Here is a 1322-nt window from a genome sequence, read left to right as displayed (position 1 = left end):
CACTATTTCGATTGATTTGGCCAAGAATGTATTTCAAGTCCTTGGGATGGATTGTCATGCAAAACAAGTCTTCAATAAGCGTTTAAATCGCACTCAACTGACCGAATTTATGCTGCAACAACCCAATTGCGATGTGGTCTTCGAGGCTTGTTATTCATCCCATTACTGGGGGCGTAAGTTTCTCGCTATGGGGCATAACGTTAAGCTCATTCCTGCCCAACATGTCACCCCGTTCGTACGAGGCAGTAAAAATGATAACAATGACACAATGGCGATTTATGAAGCTAGCTTTAGGCCTAACATTCGTTTCGTGCCAGTGAAAACCGAAGAGCAGCAAGAAATATTGATGTTACACCGTGTTAGAGAAGGAGAAAACCGCCTGCACTAATCAAATTCGGGGTGTCTTAGTTGATTTTGGCATTTGCTTTGCCCAAGGCTATAAAGCATTTGAAGTGGCTATGTGGGACATCATTAATGATGCATCACAACGTCCCATAATCAAGCTGATGGCAAATGACTTCTGGGGTGAATATCAAAGTGTAAATACACGTTTAGACAGAATTAATACCTTGATAAAAAAGCTTATTGAGCGTGAGCCTAATGGCAAAATATTACTGAGTATTCCAGGTGTCGGCCCCATCATCGCTTCAGCATTTGTCGCATCAATTGGCCGAGGCCAGGCTTTTAATACCGCTAAAGAGTTGGGTGTGTGGCAGGGGTTAACTCCTAAACAATTTGCCTCTGGCCATAATGGCAGTATTACCAAACGAGGCAATGGCTATTTACGCAAGCAACTTATTCATGGTGCCAGAGCAGTCGTCAGCCACGCTAGTAAAAAACAAGATGATTTAAACCTTTGGATAATGCAGTTAAGAAGCCGAAAAAGCATCTGCAGTACGGTGGTTGCCACCGCCCATAGACTCGCCAGACTAATATGGATTTTATTACAAAAACAAGTGCCTTATGTTCCGCAATATGCTGCAAATCAAGGTGTAAACCATGGTACTTGTTAACACTGTTGTCGCTATCTTGCTGAGCTCGGGCTGGCCAAGGGTAATAAACCCGACTGGATGATAATAGCCGCAAGATAGCACATTAAACACTCACCAAGGTTGTTGTTAACGATGAAGAAATGGCTCAGTCCAACCAGTGCTAGCCTGAATAGGCCAAGGATAGTGTAAACCTAATCCGCATGGATGTTTCAATTGATAGGCGCAGTGGTACGGATTTCATTAGGGGCGCAGCTTGACTGTTAAGCCCGTATATATGGCAGTACAACCGCTTCTAGCGGTAAATGAGTCGCATCAAAAACAATGACAAGT

At 43.5% G+C, this 1322-nt stretch carries 1 pseudogene; it reads left to right on the top strand.

The window, feature by feature from the left end:
• Positions 1–1013 (top strand): annotated as a pseudogene (locus H5181_RS20255) (IS110 family transposase); the annotation flags it as partial.
• Between the last annotated feature and the right edge of the window lie 309 nt (positions 1014–1322).

Source organism: Shewanella sp. SG44-2 (assembly GCF_014164215.1).
In the GTDB taxonomy this organism is placed as follows: Bacteria; Pseudomonadota; Gammaproteobacteria; order Enterobacterales; family Shewanellaceae; genus Shewanella; species Shewanella frigidimarina.
Note: the sequence above shows the minus strand (reverse complement) of the source record. Positions and strands in the feature narration are given on the sequence as shown.